24 protein-coding genes are annotated in these 20717 nt (G+C 71.2%); 18 read left to right on the plus strand and 6 right to left on the minus strand.

Annotated elements, in window-relative coordinates; all coding sequences use genetic code 11:
* Position 1 precedes the first annotated feature (1 nt).
* Together H577_RS0109160 and H577_RS0109165 are read left to right on the plus strand one after the other, a co-directional pair.
* On the plus strand, positions 2-1036 hold the full coding sequence (locus H577_RS0109160; protein ID WP_084516039.1) for an aldo/keto reductase: 1035 nt from the start codon (positions 2-4) through the stop codon (positions 1034-1036).
* A gap of 80 nt (positions 1037-1116) precedes the next feature.
* A complete protein-coding gene (locus tag H577_RS0109165) occupies positions 1117-1719 on the plus strand; it encodes a histidine phosphatase family protein (protein WP_029145711.1) in 603 nt (200 codons plus the stop codon).
* Between the two features lie 4 nt (positions 1720-1723).
* On the opposite strand, the gene H577_RS0109170 is transcribed toward H577_RS0109165, so the two are convergent.
* Positions 1724-2194, minus strand: a complete 471-nt coding sequence (locus tag H577_RS0109170) for a GNAT family N-acetyltransferase (protein ID WP_029145712.1) — start codon at positions 2192-2194, stop codon at positions 1724-1726.
* A 54-nt stretch (positions 2195-2248) separates the two neighbouring features.
* Here H577_RS0109170 and dapB point away from each other — a divergent pair, with 54 nt between their 5' ends.
* Both dapB and H577_RS0109180 read left to right on the plus strand, forming a co-directional pair.
* Positions 2249-3013, plus strand: coding sequence for a 4-hydroxy-tetrahydrodipicolinate reductase (gene dapB, locus H577_RS15835; protein WP_036284378.1), 765 nt, complete (start codon positions 2249-2251; stop codon positions 3011-3013).
* A complete protein-coding gene (locus tag H577_RS0109180) occupies positions 3010-3462 on the plus strand; it encodes a tetratricopeptide repeat protein (RefSeq protein ID WP_029145713.1) in 453 nt (150 codons plus the stop codon). Before dapB ends, H577_RS0109180 begins: the two co-directional genes overlap by 4 nt.
* On the opposite strand, the gene H577_RS15840 is transcribed toward H577_RS0109180, so the two are convergent.
* From H577_RS15840 to H577_RS0109200, 4 genes are read right to left on the minus strand one after another with little or no spacing between them, the layout of a single operon-like run.
* Entirely contained in the window at positions 3408-4337 is a 930-nt protein-coding gene (locus H577_RS15840; RefSeq protein WP_245570373.1) for a TIGR01777 family oxidoreductase, read from the minus strand. The genes H577_RS0109180 and H577_RS15840 overlap by 55 nt on opposite strands.
* A gap of 22 nt (positions 4338-4359) precedes the next feature.
* On the minus strand, positions 4360-4785 hold the full coding sequence (locus H577_RS0109190) for an OsmC family protein (RefSeq protein WP_029145714.1): 426 nt from the start codon (positions 4783-4785) through the stop codon (positions 4360-4362).
* Positions 4786-4845: 60 nt separating this feature from the next.
* On the minus strand, positions 4846-5412 hold the full coding sequence (locus H577_RS0109195; RefSeq protein ID WP_029145715.1) for a DUF4395 domain-containing protein: 567 nt from the start codon (positions 5410-5412) through the stop codon (positions 4846-4848).
* Positions 5405-5833, minus strand: a complete 429-nt coding sequence (locus H577_RS0109200) for a TlpA family protein disulfide reductase (protein ID WP_029145716.1) — start codon at positions 5831-5833, stop codon at positions 5405-5407. Before H577_RS0109200 ends, H577_RS0109195 begins: the two co-directional genes overlap by 8 nt.
* A 40-nt stretch (positions 5834-5873) precedes the next feature.
* On the opposite strand from H577_RS0109200, the gene H577_RS0109205 reads away from it, so the two are divergent.
* From H577_RS0109205 to dapF, 14 genes are all read left to right on the plus strand, one after another.
* Positions 5874-6710 (plus strand): thymidylate synthase, encoded by an 837-nt coding sequence (locus tag H577_RS0109205; protein ID WP_051191908.1) that lies wholly within the window; start codon positions 5874-5876, stop codon positions 6708-6710.
* Positions 6711-6726: 16 nt separating this feature from the next.
* Positions 6727-7236 (plus strand): dihydrofolate reductase, encoded by a 510-nt coding sequence (locus H577_RS0109210; protein WP_029145718.1) that lies wholly within the window; start codon positions 6727-6729, stop codon positions 7234-7236.
* A gap of 46 nt (positions 7237-7282) precedes the next feature.
* Positions 7283-8260, plus strand: a complete 978-nt coding sequence (dapA, locus tag H577_RS0109215; protein WP_029145719.1) for a 4-hydroxy-tetrahydrodipicolinate synthase — start codon at positions 7283-7285, stop codon at positions 8258-8260.
* The gene (locus H577_RS0109220) at positions 8257-9936 is read left to right on the plus strand and encodes a ribonuclease J (RefSeq protein ID WP_036284381.1); all 1680 of its coding nucleotides are present in this window, start codon (positions 8257-8259) and stop codon (positions 9934-9936) included. Before dapA ends, H577_RS0109220 begins: the two co-directional genes overlap by 4 nt.
* 54 nt (positions 9937-9990) lie before the next feature.
* The gene (locus H577_RS0109225) at positions 9991-12675 is read left to right on the plus strand and encodes an FtsK/SpoIIIE family DNA translocase (protein ID WP_029145721.1); all 2685 of its coding nucleotides are present in this window, start codon (positions 9991-9993) and stop codon (positions 12673-12675) included.
* Between the two features lie 23 nt (positions 12676-12698).
* The gene (gene pgsA, locus H577_RS0109230) at positions 12699-13265 is read left to right on the plus strand and encodes a CDP-diacylglycerol--glycerol-3-phosphate 3-phosphatidyltransferase (RefSeq protein ID WP_029145722.1); all 567 of its coding nucleotides are present in this window, start codon (positions 12699-12701) and stop codon (positions 13263-13265) included.
* Positions 13262-13747 (plus strand): CinA family protein, encoded by a 486-nt coding sequence (locus H577_RS0109235; RefSeq protein WP_029145723.1) that lies wholly within the window; start codon positions 13262-13264, stop codon positions 13745-13747. The genes pgsA and H577_RS0109235 overlap by 4 nt, the downstream gene beginning before the upstream one ends.
* 160 nt (positions 13748-13907) lie before the next feature.
* On the plus strand, positions 13908-14216 hold the full coding sequence (locus H577_RS0109240) for a helix-turn-helix domain-containing protein (RefSeq protein ID WP_029145724.1): 309 nt from the start codon (positions 13908-13910) through the stop codon (positions 14214-14216).
* A gap of 3 nt (positions 14217-14219) precedes the next feature.
* Positions 14220-14444, plus strand: a complete 225-nt coding sequence (locus H577_RS0109245; protein ID WP_029145725.1) for a DUF3046 domain-containing protein — start codon at positions 14220-14222, stop codon at positions 14442-14444.
* Positions 14445-14770: 326 nt separating this feature from the next.
* Positions 14771-15823 carry a recombinase RecA gene (gene recA / locus H577_RS0109250; protein ID WP_029145726.1) on the plus strand — a complete coding sequence of 351 codons (1053 nt, stop codon included), beginning with the start codon at positions 14771-14773 and terminating at the stop codon, positions 15821-15823.
* Between the two features lie 98 nt (positions 15824-15921).
* Positions 15922-16488, plus strand: coding sequence for a regulatory protein RecX (locus tag H577_RS15845; protein ID WP_245570374.1), 567 nt, complete (start codon positions 15922-15924; stop codon positions 16486-16488).
* 47 nt (positions 16489-16535) lie between these two features.
* Positions 16536-18083, plus strand: a complete 1548-nt coding sequence (miaB, locus tag H577_RS0109260) for a tRNA (N6-isopentenyl adenosine(37)-C2)-methylthiotransferase MiaB (protein ID WP_029145727.1) — start codon at positions 16536-16538, stop codon at positions 18081-18083.
* Positions 18084-18174: 91 nt separating this feature from the next.
* On the plus strand, positions 18175-19092 hold the full coding sequence (gene miaA / locus H577_RS0109265) for a tRNA (adenosine(37)-N6)-dimethylallyltransferase MiaA (RefSeq protein WP_029145728.1): 918 nt from the start codon (positions 18175-18177) through the stop codon (positions 19090-19092).
* A gap of 57 nt (positions 19093-19149) precedes the next feature.
* Positions 19150-20010, plus strand: coding sequence for a diaminopimelate epimerase (gene dapF, locus H577_RS0109270; RefSeq protein ID WP_029145729.1), 861 nt, complete (start codon positions 19150-19152; stop codon positions 20008-20010).
* A 16-nt stretch (positions 20011-20026) separates the two neighbouring features.
* On the opposite strand, the gene H577_RS0109275 is transcribed toward dapF, so the two are convergent.
* Positions 20027-20668, minus strand: coding sequence for a class I SAM-dependent methyltransferase (locus H577_RS0109275; protein WP_029145730.1), 642 nt, complete (start codon positions 20666-20668; stop codon positions 20027-20029).
* Positions 20669-20717 lie beyond the last annotated feature (49 nt).

Genomic DNA, 20717 nt, shown 5'->3' on the forward strand with positions numbered 1-20717 from the left:
AATGACCGCCGTCGGCGACGGTTTCGTCACACGGGCGACCGGGACGCGCCCGGTGGCCGGCGTGCCCACCCCACACCCGTCCGCCCCGATCCCGGTGCAGGGCGATCCGGTCGGAGCGCACGTGCGCGTGCCGCTGGGTGAGACCGGCCTCGAGGTGTTCCCGGTCATGCTCGGTGGTGCCGAGTTCGGCTGGAACGTCGACCTCGAGTCCAGCCACGAGATCCTCGACACCTATCTCGACCTCGGCGGCAATATCGTGCACACCGCCGACAGCTTCGCCGGCGGGCGCAGCGAGCACATCGTCGGCGAGTGGGTGCGCACCCGCGGGGTGCGCGACGACGTCGTGCTCGCGACCCGCGTCGGCGCCCATCCCGACAACCCCGGTGTCGATCCGGTGAACCTGGTGCGTGCGGTCGAGGCATCCCTGAACCGCCTGGGCACCGACCGCATCGACGTGCTCTACCTGAACGGGTCGGCGGGGGTGGCATCGGTCGAAGACACCCTGGCCACCGCCGAGTGGCTGGTCGAATCCGGCAAGGCGCGCAGCATCGGGGCATTCGGGTTCACCCCCGAGCAGCTGGTCGAGGCACGCATCCTCGCCTCGGCCGGGTATCCGCGGCTGACGGTGCTGGATGTGCCGTACAACCTGTTGCGCCGTGCCGAGTTCACCGGCGACCTGCGCCTGGTCGCCGGCGCGCAGCAGATGGCCGTCACCCCCTCGCACGCGCTCGAGCACGGGTATCTCGCCGGCAGGCACCGCACCCGCGCCGAGGTGGGCCGGAGCGTGCGCGGCACGCAGCTGGCCGCGAACATGAACCGGCGCGGATCCCGCACGCTGCGGGCACTGGACGCCGTCGGCGCAGAGCTCGGCGTGCCTCCGGCGGCCGTCGCGGTGGCGTGGCTGCTGGCGCAGCCGAGCGTGGTCGCCCCGATCGTGGGCGCCTACGCGCCGGCGCACGTCGAGGAGTTCGTGCAGGGCGCGGGGGTGCGGCTGGGCCGCGCGCAGCTGGCCGAGATCTCGCGCGCCGCCGAGTGACGGCGCCGGGGGCCGAAACCTCGCATAGGGTGGAAGAGGACCTTCGGGTCCGGCATCCTCCCCCGATGAAGAGAGACGGCGTGACGCATTACATCTACCTGGTGCGCCACGGTGAGCACCAGGACGCCGAGCAGGGAGTGGCCGACGGCCCCCTCTCGGCGCGCGGACGGCGGCAGGCCGAGGCGCTGGCCGACCGGCTGTCGGGACTTCCGCTGTCGGCGGTGTGGCATTCACCGTTGGAACGGGCCGCCGAGACCGCCCGGGCGGTGGCCGACCGGCTTCCTGCGGTGGACCCGCAGCCGTCGGCGCTGCTGTTCGACTGCGTGCCCACCGGCATGACCGACCAGACCCCGGCGGTGTACGAGCCGTTCTTCGGCTCGGTCAGCGAGGCCGAGATCGAGGCGGGGCGGGCGCAGATGAACGACGCGATCAACGCGTTCCTGGTGCGCAAGCCCGGCGAGGTGCACGAGGTGCTCATCACACACAACTTCGTGATCAGCTGGTTCGTGCGCGAGGTGCTGCAGATGCCCGAGTGGCGGTGGATGACACTGAACCAGGCGCACTGCGGATTGACGGTGATCGCCCAGAAGCAGGGGCGGCCGTGGAGCCTGGTCACCCACAACGACCTCGGCCACCTGCCGTTCGAGCTGCAGACCGGTCTGCCCGAGCCCCTGCCGGTCTGATCCGTCAGCCCCGCAGGGTCTTGCCGTACCAGCGGGTCGCGTTGGGGTTGTCGTTGTAGGGCTCGATCGCCGCGAAGCCGCTCGCGGCGTACAGTCCGCCCGCGGCCTGAAGGGTGTGGTGGGTGTCGAGCACCAGTTCGGCCGCGCCCCAGCCTCGCGCGTACCGCTCCAGCTCATCCAGCAGCATCCGCCCCCAGCCGCGCCCGCGCGTCGCCGGCTGCAGGTACAGGTGCTTCACCTCGTACCGGATGCCGGCGTCCGAATCCGCGATGCGGCGGATGCCACCGCATCCCACCGCCGCGTCGTCATCGTCGTGCACCACCAGGAACACGCCCGCCGGCGGTTCGAACATCTGCCGTGGGGGGTGCGCCGGAGTGTACTGGCCGGGGAAGGATGCCGCCCGCATCGCGACGTACTCGTCGAGGAGCGCCTGGGCGGCCGGATCGTCGACGGGGACGGCACGCAGCGACACCATGGTCCCAGCGTAGCCGTGCGTCTGATGCCCGTTCGCGCCACGTAGGCTGGAGACATGACGACACGCGTCGCGATCGTGGGCGGCACCGGCAAGCTCGGGGGCATCATCCGCGCCGTCGTCGAGGCCGAGCCGGGCTTCGAGGTGCACGCCACGCTGTCGTCCCGCGACGACATCGCGCGGATCGACGGTGCGGACCTGGTGGTGGATGCCTCGACCCCGGCGGTCTCGGTCGACGTGGTGCGTGCGGCCGTCGAGCGCGGCATCAACATCCTCGTCGGCACCTCGGGCTGGTCGACCGAGCGGATCGCGCTGGTACGGCCGCTGGTCGAGGCCGCCGGCACCGGCGCCGTGTTCATTCCGAACTTCTCGCTCGGCTCGGTGATCGGCTCGGCGCTGGCCGCCGCGGCCGCCCCGTTCTTCCCGTCGGTCGAGATCGTCGAGGCCCACCGCGACACCAAGGTCGACTCGCCCAGCGGCACCGCCGTGCGCACCGCCGAGCTGGTCGCCGCCGCGCGCGGCGAGCAGGGGCCGGTGCTCGCCCCGCACGTGGACCAGCGCGCGCGCGGGCAGCAGGTCGCCTCGGTTCCGGTGCACTCCCTGCGCCGCCCCGGCGTGGTGGCGCGGCAGGAGGTCGTGCTCTCGGGGCCCGGCGAGTCGCTGTCGATCGTGCACGACACGATCGAGCCGGCCGCCGCCTATGCCCCCGGCATCCGCATCGCGTTGACACACGCCGTCGACGCCCGCGGGGTCGTCGTCGGGCTCGACAGCTTCATCGACCTGGGCATCGGGCGCGCCGGTGCCGTGGCGGCCGGCGCATGACCACACGCCTGGCGGTCGCGCTGATGGCCGCCGTGCTGCTGCTGTACATCGCGGTGACCGCGCAGCTGGCCTACCTCATGCTCACCAGCGGCACACCCGTGGCGATCGCCATGGGTGCGGTGCTGGTGGTGATCCCGATCGTCGCGGCATGGGGGCTGATCCGCGAGCTGTGGTTCGGGGTGCGTGCCGAGCGGGTCGGGCGCCGTCTTCAGGCCGAGGGCGGGTTGCCCGAGGACGAGGTGGCGACCCATCCCAGCGGGCGGGTGGTGCGCGAGGACGCGGACGCCCTGTTCGGGGATTACCGAGACCAGGTGCAGCAGCACCCGGACGACTGGCGTGCCTGGTACCGGCTCGGCCTGGTCTACGACGCCGCCGGCGACCGCAAGCGGGCCCGTCAGGCGATCCGTCGGTCGCTCACGCTCGAAGCGTCCGACCGCCCCGCATCCTGACCGGGAACGACGGCGGCGATCGCGGAGTCGACCGTGGTATGTCGGAAGCGGAATCCGGTGGCCTCGAGCACCGCGGGCACGACGTGCGCGTCGGTGAGCAGAACCGCGTCGGCGGCAGCCGACCCCAGCACCGCCCGCAGCGTCCAGGCCGGTGCACGGAACAGGAAGGGACGGTTCATGCGCACGGCGAGGGCGATGCCGAGGTCGTTCGCGGTGGCCCGCACCGGGCCCGACAGGTTCACCGGCCCGTCGATCTCGGCGTCGATGACGTGGCGGATGGCGCGGACCTCGTCGACCAGCGAGATCCACGGCCAGGCCTGGGTGCCCCGCCCGATCGGGCCGGCAAGTCCCAGACGGGTCAGCGCGATCAGGGGCCGCAGCACCCCGTCCGGGTGCACCACCGGTGCGGTGCGCAGCAGCGCGACGCGGGTCTTGCCGTCGGCGGCGAGTGCGGCCTGCTCCCATTCGCCACACAGATCGGCGAGGAACGTCTCGCCGCGGGGAGCGTTCTCGGTCAGCACCCGGCCCGGTGCGCTGCCGTAGTAGCCCACCGCCGACGCGCTCACGAAGGCGGGCGCGTCGTCGCCGAGCGCGTGGATCGCACTCGCCAGGGTGCGGGTCGGCGTGATCCGCGACCACAGCAGGGTGCTGCGGTAGCCGGCCGTCCACGGCATCCGCCCGATGCTGGCCCCGTTCAGCCCGACGACGGCGTCGGCTCCGGCGAGCACGCCGGGGTCGAGCGGACGCGTGTCGGTGAGCCATTCCACTTCGTCGGGGGCGGATGCCGTGCGCCGCACCAGCCGGGTCACCTCGACGCCGTCACAGCGCAGCGAGGCGACCAGGGCCCGGCCGATGAGACCGGACGCCCCCGCCACCACGACATGTCGTGGCCGGGCTTCAGCCAAGCGACGCCTCGAGCGTGATCTCGATGCCCGCGAGGGCCTGCGAGACCGGGCACCCGGCCTTGGCCTCTTCGGCGATGCGGGCGAAGTCGGCGTCGTCGATGCCGGGCACCACGGCCGACACGTTGAGGTGGCTGCCGGTGATGCCGGTCCCCGGGGTGAAGGTGACCGATGCCGAGGCCTCGAGGCTCTGCGGCGGCGTGCCGTGCTCGGTCAGCGCGTTCGACAGCGCCATGCAGTAACACGAGGCGTGCGCGGCGGCGATGAGCTCTTCGGGTGTGGTGACCGAGTCGGATCCCTCGCTGCGCGCCTTCCAGTTCACCGGGTACGGGCCCTGACCGGAGCTGGTCAGGCTGACCTGGCCGGAGCCGTCGAAGAGGGTTCCCTTCCATCCGGCGGTGGCTTCACTCGTGACGCTCATGTGTGCTCCCTCGGTCGGTGTGCGCCCAGCCTAACCGGGCCGCGCGTGCGAGGGGAGCCCCTACCCGGCCGCGCGGCCGACGAGTCCGGCGCGCTGCAGCAGCAGGTAGACCTGGCAGCCCAGGCAGAATCTGAATGCGGCGTTCAGGAACGCGGCGACGAAGGCGACGGCCGCCGCGATCGGCAGCCCCCAGGGCACGCCCAGAAGCTGCAGTGCGAGGCCGACGACGCTCACGAGCAGGCCGATCCCCTGCGCGAAGCGCGGCGGGCGCGGATCTTCGAGCTCCGCCGGCGGCGAGAGCCGCGGCCGCACCATCCGGCGGAACAGCACGCCCCACGGGGCGGTGCGCGGCCAGGCGACGCCCCACAGGAACAGCGCCGCCACGACGAGCAGCAGCAGGAACGCGGGGTCGAGGATGCGGGCCCACAGCGGGGTGTACATCAGCAGCAGGGCACCGGGGAAGAACGCATCGCCGGCGAGGGGCTGGTAGGCGAACCAACCGAACGAGGCCGGCTCGGCGGCCGGGGTCCAGACCAGACCCAGCACGACCGTCACGAGCAGCAGCGCGGAGGTGATCGCCGCCGCGAAGCGCGGGCCGCGGGGGTCGATCCCGGGGATCTCAGACATGCACGTGCTCTCCGATGAGGCGATCCAGTTCGGCGGTGATCGCGTCGGCCGCCGGTACACCGGCGAACCGGGTGCGCACCAGTCCGTGCGCGTCGAGCACGAACACGGTGGGGGTCTGCAGGATGTGCAGGCGCCGGGCGACGTCGGGCCGGTGGGTGAGGTCGACCTCGGCGAACGCGACGCCGTGGGTGCGATCTGCGATCGGCTGCAGCATCCGTCGCACCTGCGGGCAGCGCGTGCACAGTTCGGTGCTGAACTGCACCAGGGTCGCATGCGAGCCGCGCACGTCGGCGGCGACCGGGACGGTGAGGTCGCCCGTCACGGCGCGGGCGCGGCCGTCGCCGCGTCGCAGCGCGAACCCGATGAGCGCCGTCGCGGCGACCAGTGCGACGGCGAGCAAGGCGGCGGTCCAGACGGGCATATCGGTCACGGTACCGGCGGCGCGCCCGGCGGGGGCCAGGATGACGGCGTGTGTCGGCGGTATCCTCTCGGGTGTGAGCATCCCCACGCCGTACGAGGACCTGCTGCGCGACGTGCTCGCGCGCGGCACGCACAAGAGCGACCGCACCGGAACCGGCACGACGAGCGTGTTCGGCCGCCAGATCCGGTTCGACCTGGCCGACTCGTTCCCGCTGATCACGACGAAGCGGGTGCATTTCAAATCGGTCGCGTACGAGTTGCTGTGGTTCCTGCGCGGCGAGTCCAACGTGCGGTGGCTGCGGGAGCACGGCGTCACGATCTGGGACGAGTGGGCGGACGACGCCGGCGAGCTCGGACCGGTGTACGGCGTGCAGTGGCGGTCGTGGCCGACGCCCGACGGCGGGCACATCGACCAGATCGCGCAGTTGATCGAGCAGATCCGCACCAGCCCCGATTCGCGGCGGCTCATCGTGTCGGCGTGGAACGTGGCGCAGATCCCGCAGATGGCGCTCGCCCCCTGCCACACGCTGTTCCAGTTCTACGTCGCCGACGGCAGGCTGTCGTGCCAGTTGTATCAGCGCAGCGCGGATCTGTTCCTGGGAGTGCCGTTCAACATCGCCTCGTACGCGCTGCTCACGCTCATGGTCGCGCAGCAGACCGGTCTTGCGCCGGGCGAGTTCGTCTGGACAGGTGGCGACTGCCACATCTACGACAACCACCTCGAGCAGGTGCGCGAGCAACTGGGCCGCGACCCGTATCCGTATCCGACGCTGCGGTTCGCGCGCACGCCCGCCTCGATCTTCGACTACGAATACGACGATTTCGTCGTCGAGGACTACCGGCACCACCCGGCGATCCGCGCCGCGGTCGCGGTCTGACGCCGGCCGGGTCGGCATGACGATCGGGCTGATCTGGGCGCAGGCCCGCGACGGCGTCATCGGCGCTGCCGGCGGGATGCCGTGGCACGTGCCGGAGGATCTGGCGCACTTCAAGCAGCTCACGCTCGGCCACCCCGTGGTGATGGGCCGGCGCACCTGGGAGTCGTTCCCCGACCGGTTCCGCCCGTTGCCCGGGCGGCGCAACATCGTGATCACCCGGAACGGCGCCTGGACCGCCGAGGGCGCCGAGCGGGCGGCATCCGTCGACGAGGCGCTGGCACTGGCGGGGGCGGACGGCCCGGACGTGATCTGGGTGATCGGCGGGGGAGAGGTCTTCGACGCGACCATCGACCGCGCCGACGTGATCGAGGTCACCGAGCTCGACCTCGACGTGACCGGCGACACGGTCGCGCCTGTGGTCACCGGCCGGCGGCTCGTCGCCGCCGACCCGGCACACGGCTGGCAGAGATCGCGCACCGGGATCCGCTACCGGTTCCTGCGCTACGAGCGCCCGGACCTGCGGTGACGACATCGCGCCGCGACGCCCCCCTGCGAACGGATAACCTGAAACCATGACGCATGCGGGCAATCCCTTCGGACAGGTACTGGTGGCCCTGGTCACGCCGATGACGGCGGACGGGGAAGTGGACTGGCCCGCCGTCGCCAAGCACATGGACGACGTCATCGTCGCCGGCGCCGACGGCATCGTCGTCACCGGCACGACCGGCGAGACCAGCACCCTCACCGACGCCGAGAAGATCCGGCTCGTCGAGGTGGGCAAGGATGTCGCGGCCGGCCGGGCGAAGATCATCACCGGCGGCGGGTCGAACGAGACCGCGCACGCCATCGAGCTGTACAAGGCCAGCGAGAAGGCCGGGGCCGACGGCATCATGATCGTCACGCCGTACTACAACAAGCCCACCCAGGCCGGCATCCTCACCCACTTCCGGCTCATCGCCGACTCCGCCGACCTGCCGGTGATCCTGTACGACATCCCGGGCCGCACCGGCGTGCCGATCGCGTACGAGACCATCCTGCGGCTGGCCAAGCATCCGAACATCCTGGCCGTCAAAGACGCCAAGGGGAACTTCAGCGAGGTCTCGCGGGTGCTCAACCAGACCGACCTGATGTACTTCTCGGGCGACGACGCCAACGTGCTGCCGCACCTGTCGATCGGCGCCACCGGCCTTGTCGGGGTGACCGCCAACATCGCCGCCCAGCCGTACCGCACGATCGTCGACGCGGTCAACCGGGGAGACCTGGCCGCCGCGACCGCCGCGCACCGCAAGCTCGAGCCGCTGGTGCGCGCGGTGATGACGCACGTGCCGGGCACGGTGTCGGCGAAGTACATCCTGCACGGCCTGGGTCGCATCTCGAGCCCCCGGGTGAGACTGCCGCTGGTGGGCCCGGAGGAGTGGGAGGCCGCCAAGATCGAGGACGAACTGGCCCTGGTGACGGACGTGGACGGCGCGGACTTCTCGAACTTCCGGCCCGACCGGAATGCGGCCGCCGGCGGCGCGCTGCCCAAGGTGTCGGGGACGACCCGATGATCGCCGACCAGGTGGCCGCACCCGCCCCGCTGCAGCCGGGCACCCTGCGGATCGTACCGTTGGGCGGGCTCGGCGAGGTCGGGCGCAACATGACCGTGTTCGAGTTCGACGGCAAACTGCTGGTCGTCGACTGCGGGGTGCTGTTCCCCGAAGAGAACCAGCCCGGCGTCGACCTGATCCTGCCCGACTTCGAACCGATCCGAGACCGGCTCGACGACATCGTCGCGGTCGTGCTCACGCACGGTCACGAGGACCACATCGGTGCGGTGCCGTACCTGCTCAAGCTCAAGGGCGACATCCCGCTCATCGGCTCGGGACTGACCCTGGCGCTGGTGGAGGCCAAGCTCAAAGAGCACCGGATCAAGCCCTGCACGCTCACCGTGAGCGAGGGGCAGCGCGAACGGGTGGGGCCGTTCGACCTCGAGTTCGTCTCGGTGAACCACTCCATCCCCGATGCGCTGGCCGTCGCGATCCGCACCCCCGCGGGGCTGGTGCTGGCCACCGGCGACTTCAAGATGGACCAGCTGCCGTTGGACGGCCGGCTCACCGATCTGCGCGCCTTCGCGCGGCTGGGTGAAGAGGGCGTCGACCTGTTCATGGTCGACTCCACCAACGCCGACGTGCCCGGCTTCACCGCGCTGGAGCGCTCGATCGGCCCGGTGCTCGACCAGGTGATCGGCAAGGCCCCGCGCCGGGTGATCGTCGCCAGCTTCTCGAGCCACGTGCACCGGGTGCAGCAGGTCATCGACGCCGCGCACGCGCACGGGCGCCGGGTCGCGTTCCTCGGCCGCAGCATGGTGCGCAACATGACCATCGCCGAACAGCTCGGGTACCTGCACGTGCCCGAGGGCGTGCTCATCGACTACAAGAAGGCGAAGGACCTGCCCGACGACCGCATCGTCTACATGTCGACCGGATCGCAGGGTGAGCCGATGGCCGTGCTCAGCCGCATGGCCAACCTCGACCACGCGATCGAACCGGGCCCCGGCGACACGGTGATCCTGGCATCCAGCCTCATCCCCGGCAACGAGAACGCCGTGTACCGGGTCATCGACGGGCTCACCAAGCTCGGCGCGACCGTCGTGCACAAGGGCAACGCCAAGGTGCACGTGTCGGGCCACGCCGCCGCCGGCGAACTGCTGTACTGCTACAACATCGTGCAGCCGCGCAACGTCATGCCCATCCACGGCGAGCACCGGCACCTGCGCGCGAACGCGCAGCTCGCGCAGGACACCGGCGTTCCCGCCGAGCGCACCATCCTCGGTGAGAACGGTACCGTCGTCGACCTGCGGGACGGCGTCGCCCGGGTGGCAGGGCAGCTCGACATCGGCTTCGTGTACGTCGACGGCTCGACCGTCGGCGAGATCACCGACGCCGACCTGAAGGACCGCCGCATCCTCGGCGAAGAGGGCTTCATCTCGGTGATCGTGGTGGTCGACTCGGCGACCGGAAAGATCATCTCGGGGCCCGAGGTGCACGCCCGCGGCTTCGCCGAGGACGCCGCCGTGTTCGAAGACGTCAAGCCCAAGATCGCCGCCGCGCTCGCCGAGGCGGCGCACTCGGGGGTGCGCGACCCGCACGCGCTGTCGCAGGTGGTGCGCCGCACCATCGGCCGCTGGGTGAACCAGTCGCTGCGTCGCCGCCCGATGATCGTGCCGTTGGTGATCGAGGCTTAGCGACAACCCGCGTCGTTTCCCGGCAGAGTCGGTGCCGCGCGGTACCGTGGAGCAATGCCCAGGAGCAGCACGAGCAGTCGCACACCCGCGAAGGCCTCGTCGTCGCGCGCCCGCAAGCCCGCGCCGGCTCCGAAGCGCTACGTCGGCGAGCCCGAGAAGCCCCCGGTGCCCGTGCGCATGTGGCTGGGCATGGCCCATGCCGTCGGGGGACTGTTCCGCGCGTTCGGCCCCGAAGACCTCGAGAAGGACCAGCGCCGCGACGGCTTTCCGTTCCTGCTGGTGCTGCTGGCGATCGCCGGCGCGGTCGTCGAGTGGTTCCTCATCGGCACGGATGCCTCGGAGTTGATCAGCGCGTACTCGGTGGGCCTGCTGGTGGGCCGTACGGCCTTCATCCTGCCGGTGCTGCTGGTGCTGTTGGCAGGCTGGCTGTTCCGGCATCCGCCGTCGGTGCACGACAACGGCCGCATCGGCATCGGATTCGCGGTGCTCGTGCTGTCGATCGCCGGTTTCTGCCACGTCTTCGGGGGACGACCTGCCCCGTCGGAGGGGATGCCCAAGCTCAGCGCCGCCGGCGGGCTGTTCGGCTGGATGATCGGTGAACCGCTCAGCGCTCTCACCCGGTTCGGCGCCTCGGTCGTGCTGGGTCTTCTGGCCGTGCTGTCGGTGCTGATCCTCACCCGCACCCCGCCCAACCGCATCGGCCGGCGCCTGGGCGATCTGTACGCGTGGATGTTCGGGGCCGAACGCGCCCCCGAGGCCGCTGAGCGCTCGACCGGTCCGACCGCCGTGCTGCCGGCGTCGGACGACGACGGCGACGACAAGCTGCCCTGGTGGCGGCGCAACAAGACCGGACGGGAGAAGGACCCCGACGACGGCACCGGTGCGGACGACCTCACCGAACTGCTGGGTGGCGACGACCACGGCGGGTTCGACCAGTCGGTGGCGACCGTGCTGCCCGAACCGCCCCTGGCCGACGCGGTCACCGAGATCATCGACCCCGCCGTGCTGGCCGGGGCGCAGCGTCAGGTGGGCGCCGGCGGGGCGACCGGTCTGCACGAGGACGGCGACACCGGTCCGATCGACGATGGCACGCTGCCGGGGCTCAGCGGCATCGGCGGCAGCGGCGAGCACCTGCCGTCGGCTCCGTACCGGTTGCCTTCGGTGCAGGCGCTGGCAGCGGGTGAACCGGGCAAGACCCGCTCCGAGGCGAACGACCGCGTGGTCGCCGCAATCACCGGTGTGCTGCAGCAGTTCAAGGTCGACGCGAAGGTCACCGGCTTCTCGCGCGGACCGACGGTGACCCAGTACGAGATCGAGCTCGGCCCGGGCGTGAAGGTCGAGCGGATCACGGCGCTGACCAACAACATCGCGTACGCCGTGGCATCCAACGAGGTGCGCATCCTCGCCCCCATCCCCGGCAAGAGTGCGATCGGCGTCGAGATCCCGAACACCGATCGCGAGATCGTCACGCTCGGCGACGTGCTGCGCTCGCAGGCCGCCGCGAATTCGACGCACCCGATGACGATCGGGGTGGGCAAGGACGTGGGCGGCGGCTACGTCGTCGCCAACCTCGCGAAGATGCCCCACCTGCTGGTGGCCGGCTCCACCGGGTCGGGCAAGTCGAGCTTCGTGAACTCGATGATCACGAGCCTGCTGATGCGTGCCAAGCCCAGCGAGGTGCGCATGGTGCTGATCGACCCGAAGCGGGTCGAGCTGACCAGCTACGCCGGCGTGCCGCACCTGATCACGCCCATCATCACGAACCCGAAGAAGGCGGCCGAGGCGCTGCAGTGGGTCGTCAAGGAGATGGACATGCGGTACGACGACCTCGCGTCGTTCGGATTCCGCCACATCGACGACTTCAACAGGGCCGTGCTCGCCGACGAGATCCGCCTGCCCGCCGGCAGCGAACGTGTGCTCAAGCCGTACCCCTACCTGCTGGTGGTGGTCGACGAGCTCGCCGACCTGATGATGGTGGCGCCGCGTGACGTCGAGGACTCGATCGTGCGCATCACACAGCTGGCGCGGGCCAGCGGCATCCATCTGGTGCTCGCCACGCAGCGGCCCTCGGTCGACGTGGTGACCGGCCTGATCAAGGCGAACGTGCCCTCGCGGCTCGCGTTCGCGGTGACGAGCGTGACCGACTCGCGCGTCATCCTCGACCAGCCGGGCGCCGACCGGCTGATCGGGCAAGGCGATGCGCTGTTCCTGCCGATGGGGGCCTCGAAGCCACTGCGGGTGCAGGGCGCATGGGTGAGCGAGCCCGAGATCGAGAAGGTCGTGAAGCATGTCACCGGTCAGGCGCGCCCCGAGTACCGTCCCGACGTGCAGGCGGTCGTTGCGCGCAAGGAGGTCGACGCCGACATCGGAGACGACCTCGAACTGCTGCTGGCCGCGGCCGAGCAGATCGTGTCGACGCAGTTCGGATCCACCTCGATGCTGCAGCGCAAACTGCGCGTCGGGTTCGCCAAGGCCGGCCGGCTCATGGATCTGCTCGAGTCGCGCGAGATCGTCGGCCCGTCCGAGGGGTCGAAGGCGCGCGACGTGCTGGTCACCCCCGAGCAGCTGCCCGAGGTGCTCGCGCGGCTGCGCGGCGAAGAGCCGCCGGCGCCCGCGGCGTCTGCGACCGACGCAACGGACCGGTACGGCGCCGACCCGGTTCAGGCACAGTTCGAGGGGATGCCGCAGGTCGACGCCGACGGTGACGAGGACGCCTGGGGCCTGACCGGCCGCGAGTGACGCCCGCCTGGAATACTGAACCCGTGACCGTCCCGCGCCAGCTGCCCAACGCGATCACCGTCGTGCGCATCCTGTGCGCGCCGGTGTTCCTGTGGATGCTGCTGGCCGACGCCGGCGCGGACGGGCCGCTGCGCTGGTGGGCCGCGGTGCTGTTCATCGTCGCGATCGCCACCGACGGGATCGATGGGGCGATCGCCCGCCGCAACGACATCGTCACCGACCTGGGCAAGATCCTCGACCCGGTCGCCGACAAGGCCCTCACCGGCTGCGCGTTCGTGGGACTGTCGATCCTCGGCGAACTTCCCTGGTGGATCACGATCGTCGTGCTGGTGCGTGAGATCGGCATCACGGTGTACCGGTTCGCCGTGGTCAGCGATCACGTGCTCGCCGCCGCGTGGATGGGCAAGCTCAAGACCGTCGCGCAGGCGGTGGCGCTCTCGCTGGCGCTGTTGCCGCTGTGGCACGTGGCGGGGGAGTGGATCTGGTGGGTGAACGCGGTCACCATGACGATCGCCGTGATCCTCACCGTCGCCAGCGGCATCGACTACGCGGTCAGTGAGGTGCGCGGCCGCCGCACGGCGCGGCCGTGACCTGCTCCGGCGAGGCGGTCGAGCTGCTGCGCCGGCTCGGCGTCCGCGGCTGGCGGATCGGGGTGGCCGAGTCGCTGACCGGCGGCCTGGTGGTGGCATCCCTCGTCGACGTGCCCGGCGCATCCGCGTGCGTGCGCGGCGGGGTGGTCGCGTACGCCACCGACCTCAAGCACAGCCTGCTCGGCGTCGACGCCGACCTGCTCGCCGCGCACGGCGCCGTGCACCCGGAGGTCGCCCGGCAGATGGCCGACGGCATCCGCACCGCCACGGCCCGGGCCGGAGAGCGCACCGAGGTGGGGCTGTCGACCACCGGTGTGGCCGGACCCGACCCGGCCGACGGGCAGCCGGTGGGCACGGTGCACATCGGGGTGAGCACCCCCGAGGGTACGCGAGTGGTCTCGACCCGGCTTCACGGCGACCGGGCGGCCATCCGTCATGCCGCAGTGCGGCGGGCGCTGCAGGCGGCGCTGGAGGCGGTGTGACCGGCCCGGAACATCGTCGGTCTCGGTTGTGTGTCATCGGTGTGTCGCGCGCGGCGATTCTGGGCCATTCCCCAGCGCACGGGATTAGTGTGGCCGACATGGGTGTTGTACTGTTGTGCACCCGGAAACAGCGAGAGCGTCAGGTGAGGAGGGCCCGAAAATGATCCTGGTTCGTCAAGAGATCGGGGAAGTTCTTCGCGACTTCCGTCAGCAGAAGGGCCACACCCTGCGCCAGGTCGCCGGTCGCGCCAGCGTCGCGCTCGGGTACCTCAGCGAGGTGGAGCGCGGGCAGAAAGAGGCCTCCAGCGAGATCCTCGCCTCGGTCGCCGACGCCCTCGATGTGCCCATCTCGACGATCATGCGCGAGGTGAGCGACCGGCTGTCGGTGGTCGAAGGCCTGCAGACCTTCCCCGACGTGGTCCCCGACGACCTCGTGGCCGAGGTCGGCCCCGAGTTGTCGTTGCGCTGACGCGTGCGACGCAGTGAGTTCCACCGCGCCGTGACCGCCGAGTTCGGCGGCCGCGGCGCGGCCCTCGTCCATGACCTGACCCTTCCGCAGCTGGGCGGGCGCACCGCCGATCAGGCGCTGGCCGACGGCGTCGACCCGCGCGAGATCTGGCTGGCGCTGTGCACCGAGACCGATGTGCCGCTCGCGCGCCGGCACGGCGTCGGCCTGCTCGAACCCCGCCGCCGCTGACCAGACGGCGCTGACCCGACGCCGCTGACCCGCCGCCGTTCACGCGACGCCGCTGACCCGCCGCCGCGATGCGGCGTGTCGTCGAAGGTGTGTTCGAGATGAGCGTAGGCTCCTGCACAGCAGGGGTCGCAGCGGCGACCGTCCACAGATCCGGGTGATGCGCCGACGGATGTCGGAGGCGACTCGTACCGTGGACAGCGTCGAACGACACCTCCGCCTTGTCGCAGCATCCGCACCACCCGGTGCGGGTCGCGACAGCCTACAGGCGACGGACACACCCCGCGGCGGAGCGACCGCCAACGGCCAGAGTGCAGAAGGAGCACATCATGCCCACACCCGCGGACCGCGAGAAGGCCCTGGAATCGGCCCTCGCCCAGATCGACCGCCAGTTCGGGAAGGGATCGGTGATGCGCCTGGGCAGCGACGAGCGCGCCCCGGTCGAGGTCATCCCCACCGGCTCCATCGCCCTCGACGTCGCCCTCGGCGTCGGCGGCCTGCCGCGCGGCCGGATCATCGAGATCTACGGGCCGGAGTCGTCGGGTAAGACGACGCTGACCCTGCACGCGATCGCCAACGTGCAGCGCGCCGGCGGCATCGCCGCCTTCATCGACGCCGAGCACGCGCTCGACCCCGAGTACGCCCAGAAGCTCGGCGTCGACATCGACCAGCTGCTCGTGTCGCAGCCCGACACCGGCGAGCAGGCGCTCGAGATCGCCGACATGCTGATCCGCTCGGGCGCGATCGACCTGGTCGTCATCGACTCGGTGGCAGCCCTCGTGCCCCGCGCCGAGATCGAGGGCGAGATGGGCGACTCGCACGTGGGTCTGCAGGCACGACTGATGTCGCAGGCGTTGCGCAAGCTCACCGGTGGCCTGAACCAGACCAAGACCACCGCCATCTTCATCAACCAGCTGCGCGAGAAGATCGGCGTGTTCTTCGGCTCGCCCGAGACCACCGCCGGCGGCAAGGCGCTGAAGTTCTACGCCTCGGTGCGGCTGGACATCCGTCGCATCGAGACGCTGAAGGACGGCACCGAAGCGGTCGGAAACCGCACCCGGGTGAAGGTCGTCAAGAACAAGATGGCGCCGCCGTTCAAGCAGGCCGAGTTCGACATCCTCTACGGTGTCGGTATCTCGCGCGAGGGGTCGCTCATCGACTTCGGCGTCGAGCACGGCATCGTCAAGAAGTCCGGCGCCTGGTACACCTACGACGGCGAGCAGCTCGGTCAGGGCAAAGAGAACGCCCGCAACTTCCTCATCAAGAACGCGGATGTCGCTGCCGAGATCGAATCGAAGATCAAGGGCAAGCTCGGCATCGGCGTGCCCAAGGCCGTCGAACCGGTCGCCGAAGACGAGCTGGCGCAGCGCCGGCCGGCCTGATCATGACCGCAGGACGCGGGGGCGAGCAGGACCGACTCGCCCCCGTCATCCCTTTGTTCGGTGGGGAACCCGCACAACCCGCCTGGCACGCGACATGGGTGGATGATGCGACGAACCCGGCGGCGTCCGCCGGTGGCGGGCCGGATGCCGCCACCGACGGGACCGGCACGGCCGAGGTGACCGGTGCAGCCGAGATGACCGGTGCAGCCGAGGTGATCGGTGCGGCCGAGCAACGCCTGCTCAAGAAGCTGCGTACGCGGTCGCTGTCGGTGCGCGAAGCGCGCGCCGTGCTCGTCGAGAACGGGATGACCGGGCCCGACGCCGACGCGCTCGTCGGCCGCTTCGTGCACCGCGGGTACCTCGACGATCGGGCACTGGCCGAGCAGCTGGTGCACAGCGCCGTCGAGCGCAAGGGCCAGGACCGTATGGTGATCGCGCGGACCCTGGCCACCCGGGGCATCCCGCGGGACGTGATCGACGCGGCCCTGGCCGAGATGCCCGACGACGACGCCGAGCGGGCGCTGGATTTCGCCCGGCACAAGGCACGCAGCATGCACGGACTGGAGCGCGATGTCGCGCTGCGACGACTGGTCGGCCAGCTCACCCGGCGCGGCTACGGCTCGGCAGCGCTCGACGCAGCACGGCAGGCGCTCGACGAGCTCTGAGCGTGGTCGGCCTTCTCTCGCCCGCCGCCTCGTAGAATGGCCTGATCATGACTTCGCCGTCCTCCGAGCCCACGCTCATCGCGCCCTCGCCCGCCGCCCACGGCGCCGACGGCCGTGCCCGCACCTACGAGGTGCGCACGTTCGGCTGCCAGATGAACGTGCATGACTCCGAACGGCTGTCGGGGTCGCTCGAAAGCGCCGGATACGTGCCGGCCGGCGAGGGCGAAGAGCCCGACATCGTCGTCATCAACACCTGCGCGGTGCGCGACAACGCCGCCGGCAAGCTGTACGGCACCCTCGGCCACCTGAAGAGCCGCAAAGACAAGCATGAGGGCATGCAGATCGCCGTGGGCGGGTGCCTGGCCCAGATGGACAAGCAGGCCGTGCTCGAAAAGGCCCCCTGGGTCGATGTCGTGTTCGGTACCCACAACATGGGGTCGTTGCCGGGACTGCTCGAACGCGCCCGGCACAACGGCGAGGCCGAGCTCGAGATCCTCGAATCGCTCGAGGTGTTCCCGTCGACCCTGCCCACCAAACGCGACAGCGTCCACAGCGGCTGGGTGTCGATCTCGGTCGGCTGCAACAACACCTGCACGTTCTGCATCGTGCCGAGCCTGCGCGGCAAAGAGAAGGACCGCCGGCCCGGCGACATCCTCAGCGAGATCCGGCTGCTCGTCGACGACGGCGCCATCGAGGTGACCCTGCTCGGCCAGAACGTCAACTCGTACGGTGTCGAGTTCGGCGACCGGCAGGCGTTCGCCAAGCTGCTGCGCGCCGCCGGCGGCATCGACGGGCTGGAGCGGGTGCGGTTCACCAGCCCGCACCCGGCCATGTTCACCGACGACGTCATCGACGCGATGGCCGAGACGCCGGCCGTGATGCCGCAGCTGCACATGCCGCTGCAGTCCGGCAGCGACCGCGTGCTCAAGGCGATGCGCCGCTCGTACCGCAGCGCGAAGTTCCTCGGCATCCTCGACCGGGTGCGCGCGAAGATGCCCGACGCCGCGATCACCACCGACATCATCGTGGGCTTCCCCGGCGAGACCGACGAAGACTTCGAAGACACCCTGCGAGTGGTCGAGCAAGCCCGCTTCGCCGGCGCGTTCACGTTCCAGTACTCGATCCGCGAGGGCACACCGGCCGCGACCATGGCCGACCAGGTGCCCAAGCACGTCGTGCAGGAGCGTTACGAGCGGCTGATCGCCCTGCAGGAGCGCATCTCGCTGGAAGAGAACGAGAAGCAACTGGGCCGCGAGGTCGAGGTGCTCGTCTCGACCGGCGAGGGCAAGAAGGATGCCGCCACCCACCGGCTGACCGGCCGTGCCGCCGACAACCGCCTGGTGCACTTCGAGGTGCCCGCCGGCTCTGAGATGCCCCGCCCCGGCGACATGGTGACGGTGACGATCACCCATGCCGCGCCGTTCCACCTGCTGGCCGATGCGCCCGACGGTGCGCCGTTGCGCATCCGCCGCACGCGCGCCGGAGACGCGTGGGACCGCACGCAGGCCGAGTCCTGCAGCACCGGCGCCCATGGCGCAGGCGGTGCCGGCGGCACGGTCGCGCTGGGCATGCCCACGATCGGCGTGCGCCCCTAGAGCGGTGAGCCGCCCCCGACCGCCACGCGCGCGCAGCCCCCGACCATCGGGCGAGCGCAGCGGGTGGAAACCCCGCCCCGAGCCCCGACGCCTGTGGGCCGTCGTCGGCGCCACCGGCACCGGCAAGACGGACCTCTCGCTCGATCTCGCCGAGGCCCTCGCCGCGTCGGGCACGCCCGCCGAGATCGTCAACGCCGACGCCATGCAGCTGTACCGCGGCATGGACATCGGCACCGCCAAGCTGCCCCCACACGACCGTCGCGGCATCCCCCATCACCTGCTGGACGTCCTCGAGGTCACCGACGACGCGGCCGTCGCCTGGTATCAGGATGCCGCGCGCCGCGCCATCGCCGACATCCACGCCCGCGGTGCCGATGCGATCCTCGTCGGCGGTTCCGGATTGTACGTGTCGAGCGTGCTGTACGACTTCCGGTTCCCGCCGCGCGACGCCGCCGTGCGCGCCGGGCTCGAAGCCGAGCTGGCAGCGCACGGCTCCGGTGTGCTCTACGCCCGGTTGCGGCGGGCCGACCCGGCCACGGCCGCCCGGATCGATCCACGCAACGGACGCCGCATCGTGCGGGCGCTCGAGGTGCTCGCCCAGGGCCAAGCCACGCACGGCGCCGCCCTGCCCGCGCAGCCGATGCTGTGGCATCCGGCCACCCGCCTGATCGGCACCCGACTCGACCGCGCCGAACTGGTCGGCCGGCTCGACGCACGTGTCGAGCGGATGTGGCGCGACGGGCTGCTCGACGAGGTCGCGCGGCTGCGTGAGGCCGGGCTGGAGCGCGGCACCACGGCCGCTCGTGCGATCGGCTACGCACAGGCGCTCGCCCAGCTGAAGGGCGAGAAGACCGAAGCCGACGCCGTCGCCGAGACCCAGGCCCTCACCCGCCGCTATGCGCGCCGCCAGGTCTCCTGGTTCACGCGGTACGCCGGCGTGCGATGGGTCGACGCAGGTGCGGGTCTGCCGGGGGCGGATGTCACCGCCCTGGCGCACTGGGCACCCTGATCGTCACGATCCGGCCCCTCCGCGGGCCGGGTGTGCCCCGCCTCTAGGATGGACGGGATGAGCCTCACCCTCCCGTTCACCAAGGGCCACGGCACCGGCAACGACTTCGTGATCGTCACCGACCCCGACGGTGCCCTCGACCTCAGCGCCGACCAGGTCGCCGCGCTGTGCGACCGCCGGTTCGGCATCGGCGCCGACGGCCTGCTGCGTGTGGTGCGCAGCGTCGCGGTCGACGACGGGGCGGATGCCGCGGCGGGTGGCGCGGAGTGGTTCATGGACTACCGCAATGCCGACGGCTCGGTCGCCGAGATGTGCGGCAACGGCATCCGCGTCTACCTGCACTACCTGCTGCAGTCCCAACTGGCCGACCTGGACGAGCACGGCATCCTCATCGGCACCCGCAACGGGTCGCTGCGGGTGACCCGCAGCGACCTCGGTTACGAGGTCGACCTGGGGGCCTACCGCATCGAGCCGGGTGAAGTGCTCGTGCGCGCCCGCGGGCTGGGCGTCGCCCGGCCGGGCCTTCGCGTCGACGTCGGCAACCCGCACGTCGTGGTGGCGTTGCCCGCCGAGGACGAGTTGGCCGGGCTCGACCTGACCGCCGTGCCCGTGCTCGACCCGGTGCCGGCGGCGGGCGCGAACGTCGAGTTCACGGTGCCGGCAGACCCGCTCGTGGTCGACGGCGTCGGTCGGGTGCGCATGCGCGTGTTCGAACGCGGCGTCGGCGAGACCCTCAGCTGCGGCACCGGCGTCGCGGCCACCGCGCTCGCCGTGCGCGAATGGGCCGGTGCCGCAGCGCCCGACCGGTGGCGCGTCGACGTGCCCGGCGGCACGCTGGGGGTGCGCATGGTCGACGGCCACGTGCTGCTGTCAGGACCGGCGACGCTGGTGTTCAGCGGTCAGATCACGCTCGCGTGAGGCTCGGACCGTCCCGTCACGGCAGCTCGATCGGCTCGGTCATCGGCGTGCCGTGCCGGCGCACCTTGAGCACCCGGTAGCCGCGACCGGTCGCGGCGCGGTGCACGCTGTATCCGTGCCCGAAGCTCGCCGCCATCCACCGCTGCAGCGAGTCCGAGCCGAGATTGCGCTGCACCACGAGCCAGGCGTCGCTGCGCTCGTCCAGCCGCGGGATCCAACGCTGAAGCATCCCGTGCAGCTCGTGCTTGCCCACACGGATCGGCGGGTTCGACCGGATCGTGCGGAACGCGATGTCGTCGGGAACATCGTCCGGCGTCACCGCGTTGACGTTGTCGAGCCCCAGCGCGGTAGCGTTTTTCCGCACCAGGTCCAGCGCCCGTTCGTTCACGTCCACCGCCCACACCCGGGCATGCGGCGCGTCCAGTGCGACGCTCAGCGCGATCGGCCCCCAGCCACAACCCAGGTCGAGGATGTCGCCGCCCGGCGGCGGGGGAGGCGTGTTCGCCAGCAGCACCGCCGTCCCGGCATCCACCCGGTCCGGGCTGAACACCCCCGCGGCCGTCGTGACCTCGAGCTCGCGTCCGGCCAGGCGCACCCGGACGGTGCGGAGGTTCTCGGCACTGGCAGGAGACGCGCTGAAGTAGTGGTCGCTGCCCATGAGGGTTCAGCGTAGCGGAAGGAGAAGGCGTGACCCAGACTAGAGTTGT

It is taken from the genome of Microbacterium luticocti DSM 19459 (genome assembly GCF_000422405.1).
In the GTDB taxonomy this organism is placed as follows: Bacteria; Actinomycetota; Actinomycetes; order Actinomycetales; family Microbacteriaceae; genus Microbacterium; species Microbacterium luticocti.

Bases quoted from the DNA above. Each gene is read 5' to 3' on its own strand.
- H577_RS0109160 (WP_084516039.1), top strand. From the start codon at position 2: ATGACCGCCGTCGGCGACGGTTTCGTCACACGGGCGACCGGGACGCGC.
- H577_RS0109170 (WP_029145712.1), bottom strand. From the start codon at position 2,194: ATGGTGTCGCTGCGTGCCGTCCCCGTCGACGATCCGGCCGCCCAGGCG.
- dapB (WP_036284378.1), top strand. From the start codon at position 2,249: ATGACGACACGCGTCGCGATCGTGGGCGGCACCGGCAAGCTCGGGGGC.
- H577_RS0109180 (WP_029145713.1), top strand. From the start codon at position 3,010: ATGACCACACGCCTGGCGGTCGCGCTGATGGCCGCCGTGCTGCTGCTG.
- H577_RS0109190 (WP_029145714.1), bottom strand. From the start codon at position 4,785: ATGAGCGTCACGAGTGAAGCCACCGCCGGATGGAAGGGAACCCTCTTC.
- H577_RS0109195 (WP_029145715.1), bottom strand. From the start codon at position 5,412: ATGTCTGAGATCCCCGGGATCGACCCCCGCGGCCCGCGCTTCGCGGCG.
- H577_RS0109200 (WP_029145716.1), bottom strand. From the start codon at position 5,833: ATGCCCGTCTGGACCGCCGCCTTGCTCGCCGTCGCACTGGTCGCCGCG.
- H577_RS0109205 (WP_051191908.1), top strand. From the start codon at position 5,874: ATGACGGCGTGTGTCGGCGGTATCCTCTCGGGTGTGAGCATCCCCACG.
- H577_RS0109210 (WP_029145718.1), top strand. From the start codon at position 6,727: ATGACGATCGGGCTGATCTGGGCGCAGGCCCGCGACGGCGTCATCGGC.
- dapA (WP_029145719.1), top strand. From the start codon at position 7,283: ATGACGCATGCGGGCAATCCCTTCGGACAGGTACTGGTGGCCCTGGTC.
- H577_RS0109220 (WP_036284381.1), top strand. From the start codon at position 8,257: ATGATCGCCGACCAGGTGGCCGCACCCGCCCCGCTGCAGCCGGGCACC.
- H577_RS0109225 (WP_029145721.1), top strand. From the start codon at position 9,991: ATGCCCAGGAGCAGCACGAGCAGTCGCACACCCGCGAAGGCCTCGTCG.
- H577_RS0109240 (WP_029145724.1), top strand. From the start codon at position 13,908: ATGATCCTGGTTCGTCAAGAGATCGGGGAAGTTCTTCGCGACTTCCGT.
- recA (WP_029145726.1), top strand. From the start codon at position 14,771: ATGCCCACACCCGCGGACCGCGAGAAGGCCCTGGAATCGGCCCTCGCC.
- miaB (WP_029145727.1), top strand. From the start codon at position 16,536: ATGACTTCGCCGTCCTCCGAGCCCACGCTCATCGCGCCCTCGCCCGCC.
- dapF (WP_029145729.1), top strand. From the start codon at position 19,150: ATGAGCCTCACCCTCCCGTTCACCAAGGGCCACGGCACCGGCAACGAC.
- H577_RS0109275 (WP_029145730.1), bottom strand. From the start codon at position 20,668: ATGGGCAGCGACCACTACTTCAGCGCGTCTCCTGCCAGTGCCGAGAAC.